Below are 16,054 nucleotides of genomic sequence, written 5' to 3' on the forward strand. Positions count from 1 at the left end.
GGCTATTTCACGTCTTGGCCTTCCCACTCCCGTAGAAACTGAGCGAGGAACACTTCCATAAACGCATGACGCTCCTCCGCTACCCGGCGGGCAGCAGGCGTATGTAGCCGTTCGCGCAGGTGCAGCAGTTTCTCGTAGAAATGATTGATGGTTGGCGCTGTATTTTTCTTGTAGCTCTCAAACGACTCATGCACCATCGGCGGAATAGATGCATCGTGGAGGGGCCGGCCTTTGTGGCCACCGTACGCAAAAGCCCGCGCCACCCCAATAGCGCCAATAGCGTCGAGCCGGTCGGCATCCTGCACCAGTTCGCCTTCCACTGTACTCATGGGCGTAGCTACACCAAGCCCTTTAAAACTGATTTCACGAATAATAGCTTCCACAGATTGGATAACGCTTTCCTCGGCGTGCTGGCTCTCCAACCAAGTACGGGACGCCCGAGGACCTGCCTCCTCGTCTCCATCGTGAAATTTCCAATCGGCAACATCGTGGAGCAGGGCACCAAGTTCGGTGATAAGCGGGTCGGCGTGGGGCGTATCGCGGGCAAGAGCGCGTGCTACCTGCCACACCCGACGGATGTGTTCCCAATCGTGGCCAGAGCCCTCATGCAAGAATTTTTCACGAACAAAATCAGCAGTACGGGTAACTAGATCCACAGTATTTGATAGCAAGATGAACGAAAACTCGGCTTAACCAGAAGCCAGCCGCACAAAGCAACAACTTCCGAACGAGAAACTGGCGCCTTCTCTCCTTTTCCTGCCTGCAAACCTTACAACTCACGCAAGTATTCTGGCGGAACATGATCGGTGAGCCACACCCCGTTGCCTGATACATAAAACACAAACCCAGCCTCTGCCAATGCGGCCGCATCTACCACCAGTACCACAGCTGGCCCGCGTCTGTTTCCTACTCGGCGCGCCGTATCTACGTTCGGCGATAAGTGCACGTGGTGGCGTTTCATGCTGCGAAGACCTTCGCGCCAGATAGCAGTCAAGGCGGTGGGCACGGTGCCATGGTAGAGTTCAGCGGGTGGCAAAGCAGGCATTAAGCCCAAATCGACGGGTACACTGTGGCCTTGTTGCGCCCGGATACGAGTACCCGCGGCATCAAAAGCAAACCGCTGCTTGTCGCTCGTAGCAACTAGTTCTTCTAACTCAGCACGCGTAAGTGGCTGCCCATGGCGTGTTAATGCGGTTAACAACTCCTCTACTCCTACCCATCCGCCTTCGGCTAACGATAAGCCCAACGCCTCGGGCTTGTGGCGTAGGTGCAAGCTGAGAAATTTACTGAGGCGGGTAGCAGACGCGGCGTCCATAAGACAAGAGTAGTAAGTAGAAAGAAAAGAGAAGGCAACTGCTTTTTCAAGTCCTGAATTATAGGCACTTGCCTCTTTTTAGCGAGAAAAGTTTGAAAATAGGTTTGAAAAACTGGTTTACTGACTTAGTTTTGCACCACCAGAACGCCTCCTTAGCTCAGCTGGTAGAGCAACTGACTTGTAATCAGTAGGTCGCTGGTTCGATCCCGGCAGGAGGCTCTCTATAGCTAAAACCCCTTGTAAATCAGCGATTTGCAAGGGGTTTTCGTTTTGGTGCCTCAATGGGTCGGCCACTGGATAAGCATGGTTAGTTGCTGCGCGTATACTCAAGTGTTCGAACCGGCGTAGCCTTGCCATTCTGAACATCGTAGTACACTTCCGTATAGCGGTTGCTGTCTATCATTTTTAGCACTCGACGGTTATGCTTTGGCTGACCTTGAATTAATTCACTGTCCCACTCGTACGTCAAGGCTTTCGCTGCTACATCGTACGTGCCCGTCTGCAGTTCAGTATTGCTACCGATGTGGTTGTTGATGGCGGTCGTCACAAATTTGAGTTGTGCATTATCATAGCCTTCAAGTTGTAGTCCCTGGTAGCTTTCGTCTTGCATCCTTCCCCCACCAACAGGAACCTGTAAACGACCGCCTATAATCTCAACCATGTAAAAGCGCCCATTATAGATCGGTTTTCGGCTAAGTGTACCTTGCACGAAAGCGAGCTTCATATCTTGAAAGTGCCAAGTGCCAGCTAAAGTACCAAGCAACGCATGGTTTGGGCCGGGATGGGACAAGTCTAGCATTTGCTGCATGGGGGACGTCTGGTTGGCTTTTGCAGCTGGCACAGCAGGTTTGACTTGCGCCAAGCCAACGGCAGGAGCCAACGCCCATATGGCCACCAGCAATACCATACCGCCCCTGATTAGCGTGCTAGTAAAGCCAGGAATTCTATAAAAGCTCTTAGCATGTGTGTTTACTAGCATATCGATGTATCATGACTTTCCCCAACACAGTTTGGAGATAAGCTACTAAGATAAGAGGCTTGTTACCAACCCTATAGCATTAGGATACTTAATTACTATATTTCTGTGTTAAGCCAAGAATAAGTTGAACGAAAATAACTCGGCTTTAAGGTTACCTAGAATGCATTATCTATATTGCTGTAAGACACCCTTATATCACCTTGTCAAGCAAGCCCCTCGCTATGAAGGTTAACCCAGCTCCTATAACCGTAGATTACAGCATGTTAAGCACTTTACGACGAGACAGATGGCTGCGCTCTATATGGTCGAAAGGGCCGGGTAAGTTACTGAAGGCCGTCGTCATTGCAGGCGTATTTGGGACGGTAGTAGCATGGCTGATTCTGGGTAAATGAGCCGTAGTACGTTGTGCTTATGTGTCCTAGAAAAAATAGCCTGAAGTAGGATGCCTCTGACAAGCTCAAGTTTAAGGTGATCCTATCTCCCTTGTAGACCTACGATTTACAAGGGGTTTTCCTGCTAGATCCGTCAATATTAGTAGCTGTTAAAGCGCCTAAACGACTGCCAATATTTGTCTTTGTAAATCTCATACGTTACCTCCAGAATTTGAGCATAGTGAGTTTGGACTTGATAAAGCACCTGTGACGGCTTTCGAAAGTCTTGACAGGCAAAATAGATTTCTCGCCGGCTATCGGCGGTCTGTCTGCCAAGATTCAAGTAGCCCTCACCCTCTGGCAACTCCGAGACGATGGCATCTTCCAGCTCATCCAGTGTGGCATACGTCTCGTCGTCAGGCATGCCATTACTGTATTCTCCATCGTAAGGAATACCCACAACCATCACCCAGGGGTGCGACGCTTTGGCATCCCAGGCCAACAAGTCTGTGTTCATGATGGCCACTAGCCGATTGCCACTCTCTAGTTCAGCATCGAAGGTAGCGTAGGTATCTTCCTCGGTTTGGTGGCGTAGCCCTTCATACTTTTCAACAAATTCTTTCTGCCGCCAGATCAGGAAGTCGTGTAGCTTTTCAAGCGGAATAAGCTCCTGTTCAGCTTCTTGTGGCCCAATAACAGTTATTCGATCAATCGTCGTGGCAAATGCGAGTTCACCTAGGTAGTTATCTAAAAAATTAAGGGTCCCGTTCCAAATCGTTGATTCGTTCTCCTCAGTATAGTCTTGATGCACAACCACGAGATTAATTTCGTCGGGGTACTCTGGCTCATCATTAGTGTAGAACGTGAGGGTACTTGTGTTAAACTCAAACCCACTCATCTTAATACTTATGTGCTTGCTCTGGGTCGCCGTCTTGAAGGCGGTAAACTTCCAGCCTGGCAAGCTGGGAGCAGCTTGGATGAGTTCCTCTACAAACGTGATATTCTCAATAGCACCCTCCACAGAAATCTCCAGCTCTGCGGTATCATCATCCATCATTCCCGTCTGGAAATAAAACCCGTCTTTGATGCGGTCAAGCGCCAGAGATAGTGGGTTAAAGAAGTCTTCCTTAATACGGTGGCGTTCTTTTACCGTGTGAAAGAAGGCGTGGGCATGTTGGGAAAACCAGTCCCAAAATTCAACATAGCGAAAAGCGAGTGGAGTGGAAGAAGAGTTGTCAAGTAACTTCATGGATATACGGGAATCAGTAATTTCGTTTGTTGATGCACAGACAGTAAGCTGTGGTCAGGCATAGTGGCTCAGGCTGCTGCGCAAGCGGAAACAAGCACTGCTTATCAGTCTTGACTACCCAAAACGATGCGCTTACTCGGCATCTCCTGCGCATAGTCTTGGATCACTTGACGCAGAATACCCATATCCTTCGGACAAGTTTGAGCAAATTCCTGCCACTTGTCTAACGTCAGTTATTCTGGCATTTCTACAATGGCGATGATGCAGTCCCAAAAAGCATCCCAACTGGCACCACACCAATCAGGGAAACCCGAGCAGAACCTTGAATAGATCGTGTAGAGCTTGTTTACTGGTAATACCTCTTAGATCGAGAATCATAAGTAAGTCGTCAGAGAAAAAACTGTAAAAGTGATGCACAACACTATATTGAACTATTCAATGTGTGTTTGTACATTTGTCGGATGGAAAAAGACTTTACCCCCTACAGTTTAAGAGATGAATTATACTTATCCGCACTCTTTTGTGTGGTATTTGCCTTGGCCTTGCTAGCCGAGTTGGCAGTGAAGTGAAAAAGACACCCGCCCAAATTCGCCACGATCTACGGTTGGCGCAGGCCTTCCTCTTTTGTCTAGTATTAGCCGGCTGTATAGTGGTTGAATGGTGGCTCGACAAGTAGCCTCAGAAAGAAACGAGGCGGTGAGCTAACGGCCTACTTATAGCGTATTCATTTAGCGCAAAAGGCACGAGACACTTTATCTAAAGACAACAAAAAGCCGGCTTCCTTTGCAGGAAACCGGCTTTTTAATTTACAATAAGATCCGGCTACTCAGCTGGCTTGTTATCCTTGCCATCGAAGACATCTTTCACCGCGCCTCCGACTTTCTTACCAGCTTTTACGGCACCTTGACCGACGTCTTTGCCAACTTCGGCAGCGCCTTTACCAACTTTCACGGCTCCTTGGCCTATTTCTTTACCGGCGTTTTTCACGTCGCTACCCGTGTTTTTGGCGGCGCGCTCCACTTGCACGCCTTCGCCTTTCGCTTTGGCTTCGGCTTTATCACCAGTGGCTAGGTCACCGACCTGCGATGCGCGCGACTCGGTTTTGTCGAAAGATTTGAAAGCGGCGTACTTCAGCTTCTCCTTGGCAATTTCGGCTTTGTCGCTGCCGCTTACGTCGCCTTTGATCTGGTCGTATTTCTGATCAAGAGCCCGCCATTCGGCATTGATGACGCGCCAGTCACCTATTTCATACTTGTCCTCGTTGGCTTTTACGCGTTGCACAAAGGCCTCGTAGGTGGCACGTGCGTTGGTCGCCGTCAAGGCCGCCGCCGGGCTGGTCGGCTTATATAGTTTGGCAGGCGCTTCGCCTGCAGGGGCGGGCGCGACAGGCGCACTTGCAGCGGCGGTGGCCATCATGCTACCCGTGGTATCCACGCTGGCTGTTGCGGTAGCACCGCTCTGCGCTTGGTTATACCGCTCCTGCAAACGCTGAATTTCTGCCTGCCGTGCTGTATCAAACTCGGCGGCGTAGCGCTGCACAGTAGCTAAACGAGCGGCAAAGGTATCAGGCACTGTGGTGGCGGGCGTAGTTTCGGCTTCCGTCACGTACGCCTGTAAGTTGTCGTAGGCGCGTTGGCCTTCTTGCGACACTTCTTTCTTGTCGTTGGAAGAGCAGCTAGACAAAGCCAGTGTGCTCCCCCCGGCTAACAGAGAGGTGGCAAGCAATAGGGTGTTGATGCGGAATTGGATCATGATGCAAGAGGAAATAGCGCTAATAAAACCTTTACAGGAAAATACTGTCTGCCGTTTAAACGCAGTAGTGAGTCCCAGGGTTGGAAATAGAGCCATTCACGAGCATACGGAATGTGTTCCTACGGTTTTTTGGTTGCGGTACTTAGCAGCCAGGAGTAAGCTGATTCTGTTTCGCTGAAGGTGTCAACCAGTGGACGAGTGGTATAGAGCAGCACCCGTTCAATATCGGTGCGAGCGGGCCAGTCTTTGGCTGTTACCCACGCAATAGCCACTACTCCACTGTCGGCTAGGGCATGGAAAAACTCCAGTGCAATCCAGCGCACTATCTCACTCCAGCCATCCAGTACCTGGCTACTATCGTTCAAAATTGCGGTGCAGTGCGTGAGGCGTACTTTATTCAGAATCATAGCACACCCTGCCATCGACGAAGTTTCGTCGTGTTCCCCACGCCACGTAGCAAACAGCCATTTGTTGGCAGGGTCGTGTATGATAGTTAGCCCTGGAGTATCGAACAGAGTGCGCATAGGTAGATTAAAAATTCTTACTGAGAAGAGGCAGCAGGTGAAAGCAACACGTTCCTACCGTGGGTACCGCCTTTCTAAATACTGCACCACTTCGTTTGTTGGATTTAAATATGTATTAATTTATATTTTTTAATTGATCTATTGATAACAGGTTAGCGCCCACTTACGTGTATAAAAGCAATGACGCATCTAGCCATCGGCTAAATGCGTCATTGCTTATACGTTGTGGCTCTGTAAAGCTAGCTGCGAATTACGCGCAATTGCTTTTTCAGGGCTGCAATACGGTTGTTGGCTTCATCGATACGGCCTTGGTACTCCTGCCGAAGCTGCGCTGCATTCTTCGAGCGGGCGAAAAACTCCAGATTGGTTTGCAAGGTGGAAATATCGTTTTCCAACTCGTTGATTTCCCGACGCAAGGCTTGCTCTTTCTTGTAAAGTTGCTGTTGCGAATCGGGGCTGGACTTCAGGCGTTCCACTTGCAGGTTGAACAGCAGTTCGGACCGGTCTTCGTACGATAGGTTCGGCACCGTATCAAGGTACTTGCCCATCAAAGACTGGAACCGCTCGTCGGCTCGCTCGTTGTTGCCGCGTGGGTTGCTTTCGGCGCTGCCGAAATCGCGCCACTCCTGCACGTGCTGGCGGAAACCTTCCAAACTACCGGGCTCGTCAACGGATAAGCCGGCAACGCTGGCGGCCAGTTGGTCGAGGTAGCCAGTCTGGGCTTGGCTGGCTTGCTGTACTTTCTCCTGGCGCTGCTTTACCTCCTGGTTTTTACGGTCGAAAAAGGCGTCGCAGGCAGTCCGGAAACGGTTCCACACTTTGTCGGACTGCTTCTCGGGCACCCGGCCAATCGTTTTCCAGTCTTTCTGTAAACGGATAACTACTTCGCGCCCTTGCTCCCAATCTGGGTTGGCCAAGGCGGCCTCCGCCTGGTCAATCAGTTCCAGCTTGCGTTTGAGGTTGGTGTTCTTCTCTTCGTCGAGGGCCTTGAAAAACTGGTTTTTGTGCTGGAAGAAGCCTTTGTAGGCGCCCCAGAACTGCTTGTTCATAGTGTCGGCTTTGTCGCGCGGCACTAGGCCGGCGGCATCCCACTCCTCTTTCAGCTTCTGCAGCTCATCAGTTTTGGCGCGCCACTCGTTCACGCGCTCCGTGTGGAAGTCGCCGAAAGGTAGCAGTTGCTCCAGCAAAGCCGTTTTACGGGTTAGGTTGGCGTTTTCCTGGGTGGAACGCACATCCAAGAATTCCTTTTTGCGGTTGTGTACTTGCTCAGACGCCTGCAAGAACCGCTGCCATAGTGCCTCCCGTTGCTCGTTCGGCACGGGTCCAATGTGCTTCCATTCTTCGTGCAACTGGCGCAGATCGTTAAGCGCCTTGTTGATGCTTGACTGCTGGGCCAACCCTTCCGCCCGGGTAATCAGCGCCTCTTTGGCTTCCAGGTTGCGGCGGCGGTCCAGTTCTTTCATCTCAAAGAACAGTCCACGGTTGTTGTAGAAAATATCAAGCAGGGCATGATAGCTGTTCCACAGTTCCTGGGTGTCTTTCTGCGGCACGGGGCCAGTGGCCTTCCAATCGTTTTGCAGTGCCTTGATGCGAGCCGAACTGTCCTTGGTTTCCGCAGATTCCACGAGTCCGCGTAACTGCGAAAGCAAATGCTGCTTGTGCAGGAGGTTGCGGGCCCGCTGATCGTCTTCGGCTTTGGCATCCCGCACGCGGCTTTCGCGGAACTCCTGCATCAACTTGCTTACTTCCGCGTGCCCTTCAGGGCCGGCATACGTAAAGTCTTCCCCTTCGCTACCGCCTTCAGTGAAACGCTGGCGAGCCGTAGCACGGTCCGCATTGATGCCCGTTTCATACTGGCGGTAGAGGTCCGTGATTTGCTTCCGATTCTGGCGGGCATCAGGACGCTGGAGCAGCGTGAGCAAGTGAGTGGCCTGGGCCGGCAGGTCGAGGCTAGGAAAGTCAACCGTTGGCGTTTCGGACACAAACTCTTCTTCCTCCGCTCCTGCTTCTGTTTCCGAGGCACTATTTTCGGGGGTAGCTGGCGTAGGGGTGGAAGTGGTCAAGTGCGCAATACCTTCGGGGAAATCATCGATTTCCAGCGCATCGTGCAGCTCTTCCACCGGCAGCTCGGTGTCGGGTGTGTCAGCGGTGGCGAATTCTTCGCTCTTCGCTGCCACTTCGCTGTTGTCACCACCCGTTTGATCGGGCGCAGCGGTCAGGGCGTCGGCCTCAGCAGCCACACCTGATGGTGATGTTTGCGCAGGCTCTACACCACTGTTCGAGGTAGAGGCGGCAGGCACTTCGGTTTCAGCGGCTACTATTGAATCAGGCCCACTTTCTGGCGTGGGGGCAACTTGGTGTGCACTAGCTACACCAGGGTTGTCGGGGCCATAGTGGTCTTCGGCCCGCGCTTGCGGGTTGGAAACCGATGGGTCATGCGGTGGCACCTGCGTTTCGGCAGTGCTTGGCGTTACATCGGGCGGCGTCTCGGCGGTACCCGCACCGCTGGGCTCTCCTGCTGGCGGGTGCACTTCCGTTCCGGGACGCTCCGTGATGTCGGTGGTAGGCAGCGACGCTGGGGGGGTAGCAGCGGCGGGATCCTGCTGGGAACGGATTTCAGCCAGACGACGCTCTAAGATGCTCATCGGCGTTTCCGAGTTATCGTTAGAGTTGGCGGGGGTGGCGTTGTCGTTTTCAGGTAGCATGGGTTCAGCGGAAATGGCCCGGCGCAACCCCGGGTGGGGGGCGGTCGGCGGGCGACAGAGGGAGGAAGGAAGAAACTAGTTCAGGCGCGGATCAACGGGATAATTGGACAGGGCGCGGTAACGGCCCCCTTTTTCTCGCAAAATAGCTTGCCAGAAAGCATCATTGTCCAAAGTAAAGACTTTCCCGGCAGCATCCGGATGCACTATCCAAACATTCTCCCCGATTTCATCGGCTAGTTGTCCGGCAGTCCATCCCGAGTATCCGGCGTAAAAGCGGACCGATTCGGGAGCCAGGTCGCCACTAAGCAGCAAGCCGAGCAACACGGCGAAGTCGCCACCCCAATATACGTCCTGGCCGAGGGCAATAGCCTCGGGCACGTCCGGACGCTGATGCAGGTAGTGCAGGGTATCGGGCTGCACGGGGCCGCCAAGAAACAAGGGCATTTGGGCCACTGCCGAATCGACGGGGATAGGAAGTTGTAGCACGTCGGCTAGCTGTAGGTTGGAAGCGCGATTGAGCACGAGCCCAAAGGAGCCGTCTTCTTCGTCGTGGCGGCATAGCAACACCACCGAACGCTCAAAGTTAGGATCACCAAGGAAAGGCTGCGAAATCAGCAGACTGCTAGAACGGAGGCGAGGCATAGCATTGAAGTTAGTCGTAAGCAATGAGTGACGGCCGGCAAGCAACTTGCGTTTGTCTTGGGCAGGCCATCACGCGTATTCAGTACGTGAGACGGGCGGCCGGGGGTTCCCAGCCTGCCCGCATTGTGCTACCTTGCGGCCAGTTGCTAGGGCAGCTGGCCGCCAGATACAGTACCAAACGGCCTGGTGGCAAGTTCCGTGTAACAACCAACCTTACGTAATTGATTCATGCTCGACCCGCACTTGGCCGACTTGCGCAAAACTTACGCGCAACGTACCCTTTCCGAAGCCGACGTACTACCCACCGCTATTCCCCAGTTTCGGGTGTGGCTGGAAGAAGCTATTCAGGCCCAGCTCGATGAACCCACGGCCATGACGGTTTCCACCGTGGATGCCACCGGGCAGCCGTCGGCACGCGTGGTACTGCTGAAGGGGTTGCCCGACGACGCGGCTTTTCTGTTCTACACCAACTACGATTCCCGCAAGGGCCGCGACCTGGCGGAGCGGCCCCTGGCGGCACTTACTTTTTTCTGGCCGGGGCTGGAACGGCAGGTGCGGGTGGAAGGCCGGGTGGAAAAAGCGCCCGATGCGTTGTCAACAGAGTATTTCCAAAGCCGCCCGCGGGGCAGCCAAATTGGGGCCTGGGCCTCCCCCCAGAGCCAGATAATCGGCAACCGGGACGAACTGGAGGCACGGGAGCATGCCGTAGCGGCCGACTTTGCCGACCAAAATCCACTGCCACGCCCACCGCATTGGGGCGGCTACCTCGTACGCCCCCACCGCCTGGAACTGTGGCAAGGCCGCCCCAGCCGGTTGCACGACCGAATCGTGTACGAGCTGGAAGGCGACGTTTGGCGGCTGAGCCGTCTGGCTCCTTAATATATATCCAAGCTTGGTGTGCTTGTTGGTGGCCTCCGCTAACTGGTGGGGCAAGCCTAGCTGTGCTGGCTGATTAGGAACGGGGCACCACCGAGCACTACGTCAACTGAAAAGCAACAACCCGAAACCTTTCTTACGATTTGGCTGAAATTCAACCCTTGCGTGGCTGGCGGTACAATCCGGTTCTGAGCCAGCACATCGACGAGTACGTTTCGCCCCTGTTCGACGTGGTGTCGCAGAAGCAGCGCGAGGCGCTGTACCGCAATCCACTCAACAGCATCCACCTCTCCGTACCACGCGGCGACGACCCCGCCGGTGAGGCTTTGCGGCGCTTGCAGGAATGGCAAGAAACCGGCATTCTGCGCCAAGACGAGTTGCCGGGCATCTACGTGTATTACCAGTATTTCCGGCTGCCCGGCAGCAGCCGCGAGTTTTGCCGCAAGGGCTTCATGTGCCACATTCGGGCCTACGCCTGGACCGATAACGTGGTGTTGCGCCATGAAAACACGTTGCCCTCTTCCGTCAATGACCGGGCAGAACTGCTGGCGCGCACCGAGTTTCAAAGCAGTGCCACCCACGGCCTCTACCGCGACGATGCCTTCGAGTTGGAGCGGTGGATGGACGAGGCCATGCTCGACCCGCTCTACGAAACGGCCGAAGACTACCAGGGAGCCCGTGATGTGCTGGCCGTAATTCAGGATAGCCGCATTATCGAGCAGTTCCAAGCGGCGCTGGCCCAGCGGCAGGTGATTCTGGCGGATGGGCACCACCGCTACGAAGGCTCTTTGGCCTACCGCCAAGCCCAGCTGGCTGCCAACCCAAACTCCACCGGCCAGGAAGGGTGGAACTACCACCTGATGTACCTCACCAACTCGGCCGCCGACGACCTGCGCATCCTCCCAACCCACCGTCTCCTGCTCGAGTTGCCCGGCGACCTGACCGATGCGGAATTGCTGGCCCGCCTGGAAGCGTACTTTCTGATTCTACCCAAAGAAGACGCCTACGACCTGCCGGAGCTAATTGCTGGCAAGCAATGGGCGTTCGGGTTGTATTTGCGCAGTGGACAGGCTTACAAGATTCGGCTCCGGCCCGAGGTGCACACGCAACTCAGCTGGGACACCACCACCGAAGTGAAAGCGCTGGACCTCACGGTGCTGCATTTTTTCGTTCTTGAAAAGGTGCTGGGTATTGTGGGGCCGGATGCCCAACGGCAGTGGCCGGGCGTGGCGTACGTGCGCAGCTTCTCGGAGTGTTTGAAGCGCGTAGACGACGGCGAAGCCCGGGCCGCCCTCATCACCAATGAGGTAACGATGGACGAGGTGGAGCGGGTCTGCCACTCTGGCGCCGTGATGCCGCCCAAATCCACGTTCTTCTACCCCAAAACCATTGGCGGCTTCCTGTTCAGCAGCATCCGCGCCGAAGAAACGGCGCATCCGTTTTTAGCGGGCGCTGGCAAGTGAGGTACCCTACCAGTTTTCGGGAGTGCTTTGTAACGAACACGGGCAGTCGACACCAAAACAATTCGTAGCAATGAAGTTAATTCTGGCCTCTAATTCGCCACGGCGGCGCCAACTCCTCACTGATTTAGGAGTGCCCTACACCGTGCGCTTGCAGGAAGTGGACGAATCATTTCCGGCGCATTTGCAACGAGCCGAAGTAGCCGAATACCTGGCGGCCCACAAAGCCAGCGCCTACCGCGCCGACTTGGCCCCTGAGGAAGTGGTGCTCACAGCCGATACCATTGTTTGTCTCGACAACGATGTCCTCAACAAGCCAGCCGATGCAACTGAGGCCATCCAGATGCTCACTCGCCTGCAAGGCCGGGCCCACGACGTATTCACGGGCGTTTGCCTGCTTCGCGGCGACGGCCAGCAAGTAGTTTTCTCCGACCAAACCCGGGTTTATTTCCGTTCTTTATCCCGCTCAGAAATAGAACACTACGTACACAAATATACACCACTGGATAAAGCAGGAGCCTACGGCGCGCAAGACTGGATTGGCATGGTAGCCGTGACCCGCCTGGAGGGGTCGTACTTCAACGTCATGGGCTTGCCCGTGCACCGCGTTTGGGACGAATTGGTGAAGCTGGGCGGCAACGAGTGGCTACCCGTAGCATGAACTTAAGCTCCGCAGGTGCTTCCGTGTCCTACCGCTTTTTTGTGGCAGTAGGCGTGGTGCTGCTCCTGCTACTTACGCTAGGGCTAGGCCTAGTTTTCGGTTTCAGCAGCTACGCCGATATTGAGCACCTGCGCCACGCTCGTTACCACGACAGTACGTTCCGATACCTCGTTATTCCGCTTGAACCTGCTGGCTACGCCCTAGCCAAAAACCTGTTGCTGGCATTGCTCGGGGGCCTGGTTGGTATAGTGGCGTGGCAGTTACAAACGAAAGGCACGCTCTATCAAGAACTAGCTGCCTTGCGCCAGGAATGGCGGACCGGACCATCGGTGCTAGCGCCGTGGCACGCGTTGACACTTGCAGAGCGCCGAACGGGGCTGCTTCTATTGGCCGTGCTATTCGTAGTGCGCGGCTATTACGTGCTGCGTTTCCCACTCTACGGCGACGAGCTAGTGACGTATTTCTCTTTCGTTCGGGAAGGGGCAGTGGCTGCTACCAGCTTCTACCCTATTCCCAACAATCATATTCTGTACAGTGCTGTTTGCTGGGTGTTTAGCTTGCTTAGCACCAATTTTTACTGGGTGATGCGCGGGCCCGCCTTCCTCATCAGTATGGTCGGCACCATGGTGGTGGGCTTGCTGCTGCTCCGGCGTTGGCCGTTTCAGGTGGTGGCGTTGAGCATGGGGCTGTTTGCTTTTTTTCCGTATGCGCTGTTTCAGGCAGTGGTTGGGCGGGGCTACTTTCTGCTGGCTGTATGCAGTCAGCTAGCTTTCTTGGCCGGACTAGCTTTGGTGTATGGCTCTGCGCGCCCCCGGTTGGCCTGGGCTAGCCTAGTAGGAGCCAGTGTAGTAGGCTTTTACACTATCCCTACGTTTCTACTGGTTTTTGTGGGTTTGGGCGTGGGTTTGGCAGCCAGTATGTGGCGCCAGCCGCACCAACTGGTGCGGCTAGGTATGGCGGGGCTGCTGGTGGCGCTGGCTACTTTGCTCCTCTACACCCCGGTGTTGCTGGTATCGGGGCCCGCCGCTTTGCTTGGCAACGCATATGTAGCGCCCGGAGCCGGGCACACTGCCGAGTTGAATGCGCTACCCTACCCAGCACTCATTGACGGCCAACTGACCGGCCTCGGTAGTATCGGGCTGCCGGTTGTACTAGCGGTTAGCCTCGCAGGCTATGGAGCAACCCGCTCGAAATACACCAACCACTTCAGCCTGCCGCTGATTAAACTGCTGCTTGGCTTGCTTTGGCTGCCTTATGTGGTGCTGGCTTTCCGGGGGGTGTACCCGCCGGCCCGGGTGCTTTCGTTCCGTATGTTTTTCGTGTTCTTGCTCGGAGCCTTGCTACTTGATGCGTTGCTTTCTTTGCCGGCGCTCCAACGATGGCGGCAGCAACCGGCCCTGACCGTTGTGCTACCCGTGCTGCTGTGGGCTGCCGTGGTACTTGTGCCGTTTCAGCACCGCGCCACCCTCGAAGCTGGCCGTAATGCCCGCGTAACTCAAGTCTATAGCTGGCTACGCCTGCAACGGGCCCACGCGGTGCTTACCACCCACACCCACTACCAACTGTACCTGCTGTTCTACAGCCAAGCCGACCATTGGCCTCTGGCTATTGATGCCGCGCCCCAACCAGAGAGTTACTATGACTTCCAGCTTCTCGACAAGGAGGCCGGGGAAGTAGCTGATAGCGCACTCCCCGTTCTATTTGAAAACATCGACGTCCGCATTCATCGAGTGCCAGGCTCCTGAGGTATGACTTTACGCGGGTTTCTAGTTCTGCTTTTTTGGTGTCTGTTGCTTGGCAGTTTGTTTCTGCTTTTGATTTTGGGGCCATCTTCCTACCAGCAAGTACTGGCTCTGGGCCGCCAAACCTACCACGAAGGGGGCTACAAGCACTTACCCCTGGCGATTACACCCGCCGCTTACCAACTCCTAAAGGGCGGACTTCTCGCAACGGCCGCGGCCTGCGGCGTGCTATTGGCTCTACTGTACATCCGGATAGCGGCGGTGCGCCAAGACACTCACCTGCTTGGGCAGGAACTACACCGAGCGGTAAAAACGCTGCTTGGCACGGCGCGGCACTTGTCGAGGCTGCAGCAGTTGGTGGGCGGGGGCTTGCTAGTTGTGCTCCTGTCGGTGCGAGTTTGGTACCTGACGGATTACGTGCTCAACACCGATGAAGTAGCCTCCTACGATTATTTTGTGCGGCCCGGCCTTTTGACTATCAGCAGCTTCTATCCTATTCCCAACAACCACCTGCTGTTCAACTTCCTCTGCTGGCCCCTCTCCTTGTTCTCCCACGACGTGCGACTGGTGATGCGCCTACCCACGTTTGTAGCCTCAGCGGTAGGCACTCTGCTAGGCTACTTGCTACTGATTCGCTGGAGTGGTTTTCGGGTGGCTACTTTAGCCACGGGGCTGTTCAGTTTTCTGCCGTTGGGACTATACTACGCCGTAGCGGGCCGTGGGTACTTTCTTCAGCTTGCCCTGCTAATACTGGCTTTTTTTGCTGTGCTAGCAGTATGGCAGGTTGCTTCCTACCGCCGGCTGGGCTGGGTGCTATTCGTGACCAGTAGCATCCTGGGGTTCTACACTATTCCCACATTTCTTTATCCCTTCTTAGCCTTGAGTAGTGGGCTATTAGTGGGGTTGGTGTGGCAGCGGCGTTGGTTGGAAATTGGGCATTTAGTGCTAGCAGGCAGCATTGTTGGCCTGACTACGCTCCTGTTATATCTGCCGGTGCTGTGCGTGTCGGGGGTGCAGCAACTGGTAGGCAACCATTATGTTGCCACGATGGCAGATACCGTATTTTGGAACCAATACCTGCGGTATTTACGCTCTCTGGCCGATATGCTAGCCGGCAACGGACGCATTGGCATGGTGGCGGGTGGCGCCCTGATGGCTCTGGGCCCCGCACTGGTATGGTTGCTACCACGGCCGAACAAAGCTCTGGCAATAGTAGCCTGGCTGCTTGTACTGCTGCCCATCCCCCTAATGGCCGTGCAGCAAGTACTTGTTCCGCCGCGGGCCCTGCTTTGTATGAGCTATTTCGGCTGCGTACTGGGCAGCTTGGTGGCCATTGCGCTTTTGACTCGCCTTCGTGTTGCTGCCAAGTACCAACTAGCACTCAGCTTGCTGTTAGTGGGAGCCTATGGGGCGTACCAGTTTCGGCGGCAACTGGCCCCGCATCAAGACGAAGTGCGCGAAGAACAGCAGATGCAAGCCGCCTATGCGTGGCTCACTAACCAAGGCAAAACACGCGTTTTACTGGCTGCCCCTACGTATGAGCTGTTTTTCAGGCATTATGCTCAGCAGGAAAACCGCTCCCTGCTTCTGCATTCCTCTCCTGCTCCTGGTCAGCAGTATGATTACACCGTTCAGGGCCGCGACGGCGACTCTTTACCCACTTGGGCGCAGCCTCCTTTCTACACCCCAGTATATGAAAACAAGTTTGTTGTAATTTATAGCCGCAAGGAGCAAGAAAGCAGCGAAATAATGCTTCCACCGAAGCGGTAGCGCCTCCT

14 protein-coding genes and 1 tRNA gene are annotated in these 16,054 nt (G+C 54.7%); 6 read left to right on the forward strand and 9 right to left on the reverse strand.

Annotated features, from left to right (window positions below; all coding sequences use genetic code 11):
* Positions 1-2: 2 nt before the first annotated feature.
* Entirely contained in the window at positions 3-656 is a 654-nt protein-coding gene (locus MTX78_RS11430; protein WP_243802773.1) for an HD domain-containing protein, read from the reverse strand.
* A gap of 113 nt (positions 657-769) precedes the next feature.
* Complete coding sequence (locus tag MTX78_RS11435) at positions 770-1,315, reverse strand: RNA 2'-phosphotransferase (protein ID WP_243802775.1); 546 nt, start codon at positions 1,313-1,315, stop codon at positions 770-772.
* Positions 1,316-1,461: 146 nt separating this feature from the next.
* On the opposite strand from MTX78_RS11435, the gene MTX78_RS11440 reads away from it, so the two are divergent.
* A tRNA-Thr gene (locus MTX78_RS11440) sits at positions 1,462-1,534 on the forward strand.
* Between the two features lie 88 nt (positions 1,535-1,622).
* On the opposite strand, the gene MTX78_RS11445 is transcribed toward MTX78_RS11440, so the two are convergent.
* The 7 genes from MTX78_RS11445 to MTX78_RS11470 form a co-directional block, all read right to left on the reverse strand.
* A complete protein-coding gene (locus MTX78_RS11445) occupies positions 1,623-2,222 on the reverse strand; it encodes a DUF1579 family protein (protein ID WP_243802776.1) in 600 nt (199 codons plus the stop codon).
* A 603-nt stretch (positions 2,223-2,825) separates the two neighbouring features.
* Positions 2,826-3,914, reverse strand: a complete 1,089-nt coding sequence (locus tag MTX78_RS11450; RefSeq protein WP_243802778.1) for a DUF695 domain-containing protein — start codon at positions 3,912-3,914, stop codon at positions 2,826-2,828.
* Between the two features lie 233 nt (positions 3,915-4,147).
* Positions 4,148-4,246 carry a barstar family protein gene (locus MTX78_RS25535; RefSeq protein WP_449555803.1) on the reverse strand — a complete coding sequence of 33 codons (99 nt, stop codon included), beginning with the start codon at positions 4,244-4,246 and terminating at the stop codon, positions 4,148-4,150.
* Positions 4,247-4,736: 490 nt separating this feature from the next.
* Positions 4,737-5,666 (reverse strand): DUF6565 domain-containing protein, encoded by a 930-nt coding sequence (locus MTX78_RS11455; RefSeq protein WP_243793967.1) that lies wholly within the window; start codon positions 5,664-5,666, stop codon positions 4,737-4,739.
* A gap of 119 nt (positions 5,667-5,785) precedes the next feature.
* A complete protein-coding gene (locus tag MTX78_RS11460) occupies positions 5,786-6,190 on the reverse strand; it encodes a hypothetical protein (protein ID WP_243793972.1) in 405 nt (134 codons plus the stop codon).
* Positions 6,191-6,429: 239 nt separating this feature from the next.
* Entirely contained in the window at positions 6,430-8,895 is a 2,466-nt protein-coding gene (locus tag MTX78_RS11465; protein ID WP_243793975.1) for a DUF349 domain-containing protein, read from the reverse strand.
* A 75-nt stretch (positions 8,896-8,970) separates the two neighbouring features.
* Entirely contained in the window at positions 8,971-9,537 is a 567-nt protein-coding gene (locus MTX78_RS11470; RefSeq protein WP_243793977.1) for a YqgE/AlgH family protein, read from the reverse strand.
* Between the two features lie 228 nt (positions 9,538-9,765).
* Between MTX78_RS11470 and pdxH the strand changes: the two genes are divergently transcribed.
* From pdxH to MTX78_RS11495, 5 genes are all read left to right on the forward strand, one after another.
* Positions 9,766-10,416 carry a pyridoxamine 5'-phosphate oxidase gene (gene pdxH, locus MTX78_RS11475; RefSeq protein WP_243793978.1) on the forward strand — a complete coding sequence of 217 codons (651 nt, stop codon included), beginning with the start codon at positions 9,766-9,768 and terminating at the stop codon, positions 10,414-10,416.
* A 140-nt stretch (positions 10,417-10,556) separates the two neighbouring features.
* Positions 10,557-11,876, forward strand: a complete 1,320-nt coding sequence (locus MTX78_RS11480) for a DUF1015 domain-containing protein (protein WP_243793980.1) — start codon at positions 10,557-10,559, stop codon at positions 11,874-11,876.
* Between the two features lie 70 nt (positions 11,877-11,946).
* On the forward strand, positions 11,947-12,534 hold the full coding sequence (locus MTX78_RS11485) for a Maf family nucleotide pyrophosphatase (protein ID WP_243793981.1): 588 nt from the start codon (positions 11,947-11,949) through the stop codon (positions 12,532-12,534).
* Positions 12,531-14,279 carry a hypothetical protein gene (locus tag MTX78_RS11490; protein WP_243793982.1) on the forward strand — a complete coding sequence of 583 codons (1,749 nt, stop codon included), beginning with the start codon at positions 12,531-12,533 and terminating at the stop codon, positions 14,277-14,279. The genes MTX78_RS11485 and MTX78_RS11490 overlap by 4 nt, the downstream gene beginning before the upstream one ends.
* Positions 14,280-14,336: 57 nt before the next feature.
* Positions 14,337-16,046: a hypothetical protein gene (locus tag MTX78_RS11495; RefSeq protein ID WP_243793983.1), complete on the forward strand. Its 1,710-nt coding sequence runs from the start codon at positions 14,337-14,339 to the stop codon at positions 16,044-16,046.
* Positions 16,047-16,054 lie beyond the last annotated feature (8 nt).

The organism is Hymenobacter tibetensis, assembly GCF_022827545.1.
Lineage (GTDB): Bacteria > Bacteroidota > Bacteroidia > Cytophagales > Hymenobacteraceae > Hymenobacter > Hymenobacter tibetensis.